3 protein-coding genes and 1 pseudogene are annotated in these 2,881 nt (G+C 68.2%); 2 read left to right on the plus strand and 2 right to left on the minus strand.

What is annotated here, in order from left to right:
* Window positions 1–125: DUF6578 domain-containing protein (locus EF903_RS36185; RefSeq protein WP_399422093.1), on the minus strand; the 125-nt coding region annotated here is incomplete at its 3' end.
* A gap of 510 nt (window positions 126–635) precedes the next feature.
* On the opposite strand from EF903_RS36185, the gene EF903_RS31160 reads away from it, so the two are divergent.
* Window positions 636–935, plus strand: coding sequence for a DUF6342 family protein (locus EF903_RS31160; protein ID WP_125548329.1), 300 nt, complete (start codon window positions 636–638; stop codon window positions 933–935).
* A gap of 143 nt (window positions 936–1,078) precedes the next feature.
* Here EF903_RS31160 and EF903_RS31165 read toward each other — a convergent pair whose 3' ends face one another.
* Entirely contained in the window at window positions 1,079–2,440 is a 1,362-nt protein-coding gene (locus EF903_RS31165) for a glutamine synthetase family protein (RefSeq protein WP_114057339.1), read from the minus strand.
* A gap of 173 nt (window positions 2,441–2,613) precedes the next feature.
* Between EF903_RS31165 and EF903_RS34870 the strand changes: the two are divergent.
* Window positions 2,614–2,881, plus strand: a pseudogene (locus EF903_RS34870) (hypothetical protein); the annotation flags it as partial.

The raw sequence follows: 2,881 nt of genomic DNA on the forward strand, positions 1-2,881 counted from the left end.
TCGCGGAAGCCGATCGCGTCCGCCCGTTCACGGCCGACGAGGTCGGCGTAGTCCTCCGGATCGGCCTCCAGCAGCGTCCAGGAAACGCCGTCCCCCGGCCGAAGCTCTCCCCCACAGCACTGGATCTGTCAGTCGTCGACCCAACTCGTCACCGTCATGCCGTCATTGTCCGCCCAGCGCCCGAGGGCCACACCCGGGAACGCTCCCCCTCCTCTTCGTGGGCGACCCCTCGGCCGCCACCACGGCCGACGGCACCACGGTCAACCTGGCGGTCATGGGTCTGGACGCCCGGCTGTACGCGACGTTCTCCCCGGGCACCCCGGCCCGGAAGGGCTGATTTGCCGTCAGGAAGCGGCCGGACAGACACTTCCCCCCTCACCCCGTGTGCGCAATTATTCAGACAACTGAAGATGCTTTTGGTCTTTTTATAGCCATCTATGACATTTGCTCTCATCGGGCGAATGCACCGTGTAGGTTCTCGAACTGGTTCGGGAGGCCTTGCGGCATACCCGAGCCTGAAGGTTCTTTCACTGGGGGAGCGGGCGCGTCCCGGCAAGGCTGCGGACACGGGAGCGACGTGGCCGGAGCAGCCTGCGAGCGGAGTCGCGGTCCGCCCGAACTGGAGGGGAAGCCACATGGCCGAAATTGATCTCGGACCGGCGTCGGACTGGGACGAGGGCGACACCCACGGCCGCATCAAGCTGCGGCAGAACCAGATCTACCCGAACTCGCCCAAGAAGGACGTTCTCATCAGCTCGCCGGTGAGCATCGAGCTGTCGGTGAACACGAACCACTCCACCTCCCAGGAGGCGGACAAGATCTACTTCACGACCCACCACGGTTCGACGAAGAAGATCATCGCGGTACTCGACTCCGACGGCAACCTGCACATCGCCGGCCGCCTGATCACCGAGCAGAAGGACCTGTCGTACTAGAAGGTCAGGACGGCCCGCCGCTGCTGGGACCACCAGCGCGGGCCGGCTCCGGAAGGGCTTGAACGGCATCCTGCCGCCCCTCCGGGCTGACGGACCAGTGGGGGCGGCGGCAGCCCTGCCACCGCCCCCACCTCTGCGGTCGCTTACAGCACCGGGAGGTTCTTGCGGAGTTCGAAGGCCGTGACCTCCGAGCGGTATTCCTCCCACTCCTGCTTCTTGTTGCGCAGGAAGAAGTCGAAGACGTGCTCGCCCAGGGTTTCGGCGACCAGTTCGCTGCGTTCCATCAGGGAGATCGCCTCGCCCAGGTTCTGCGGGAGCGGTTCGATGCCCATCGCGCGGCGTTCCGAGTCGGACAGGGCCCAGACGTCGTCGTCGGCGCCGGCCGGGAGTTCGTAGCCCTCCTCGATGCCCTTCAGGCCCGCCGCCAGCAGGACCGCGTACGTCAGGTACGGGTTGGCGCCCGAGTCGATGGAGCGGACCTCGATGCGGGAGGAGCCCATCTTGCCCGGCTTGTACATCGGGACGCGGATCAGCGCCGAGCGGTTGTTGTGCCCCCAGCAGATGTACGAGGGGGCCTCGCCGCCGGAGCCGGCCGTGCGGGTGGAGCCGCCCCAGATGCGCTTGTACGAGTTCACCCACTGGTTCGTGACCGCCGAGGTCTCCGCCGCGTGCCGGAGCAGGCCCGCGATGAAGGAGCGGCCGACCTTCGAGAGCTGGTACTCGGCGCCGGATTCGTAGAAGGCGTTGCGGTCGCCCTCGAAGAGGGACAGGTGGGTGTGCATGCCGGAGCCGGGGTACTCCGAGAACGGCTTCGGCATGAAGGTGGCCTGCACGCCCTGCTCCAGCGCGACCTGCTTCATGACCAGGCGGAACGTCATGATGTTGTCGGCGGTGGACAGCGCGTCGGCGTAGCGCAGGTCGATCTCCTGCTGGCCGGGGGCGCCCTCGTGGTGGCTGAACTCCACCGAGATGCCCATCGATTCGAGCATGGTGATCGCCTGCCGGCGGAAGTCCATGCCGACGTTCTGCGGGGTGTGGTCGAAGTAGCCGGAGTTGTCCGCGGGCACGGGCCGGGAGCCGTCCAGCGGCTTGTCCTTCAGCAGGAAGAACTCGATCTCCGGGTGGGTGTAGAAGGTGAAGCCCAGGTCGGAGGTCTTGGCGAGGATCCGCTTGAGGACGAAGCGGGGGTCCGCGAACGACGGGGAGCCGTCCGGCATGAGGATGTCGCAGAACATCCGGGCCGTCCCGGGGGCCTCCGCGCGCCACGGCAGTATCTGGAAGGTGCCCGGGTCCGGCTTGGCGATCATGTCGGATTCGTAGACCCGCGCGAAGCCCTCGATCGCCGAGCCGTCGAAGCCGATGCCCTCGTCGAAGGCCTGCTCCAGCTCGGCCGGCGCCACCGCGACGGACTTGAGGAAGCCCAGCACGTCGGTGAACCACAGGCGCACGAAGCGGATGTCGCGCTCCTCGAGCGTCCGGAGGACGAATTCCTGCTGCTTGTCCATGCCTTCATCCTCGCAGTTCAGACGGCCTGTGCACCACCGCCGTCAGGGGTGGGCGCGGGGGCGGGCGGACCCAGTATCGCCAGCCGCGGTTTCCGCCACATTACGCACCATCGAAACCTCGCGGCACCCCTGCACTGACCGCGGGGCCGTCCCGGCCACTACCATCTGCCGCCATGGGGGGCTGGGAGCACATACGGGAGGGGCGCGGCGCGGGCCGCCCGCCCCGGCGTGCCGTGTTCGCGGTGGCCCTGTCGGTGCTGCTCGGAGCGTTGCTGCTGTGCGTGCGCCCCGGTGAGCCGCACACCTCCGCCGTCTCGCCGGCCACCGTCGCCGCACCCGTCACAGCCACACCCGCCCCTCACGGGCCCCCGCACGCCGTGTGCGCGGATCCGGGGCACCGGCCCGGCTGCTCGCCGTTCTCGCACGTCACCCCCGGTGTCC

Source organism: Streptomyces sp. WAC05292 (assembly GCF_003949955.1).
GTDB lineage: Bacteria > Actinomycetota > Actinomycetes > Streptomycetales > Streptomycetaceae > Streptomyces > Streptomyces globosus.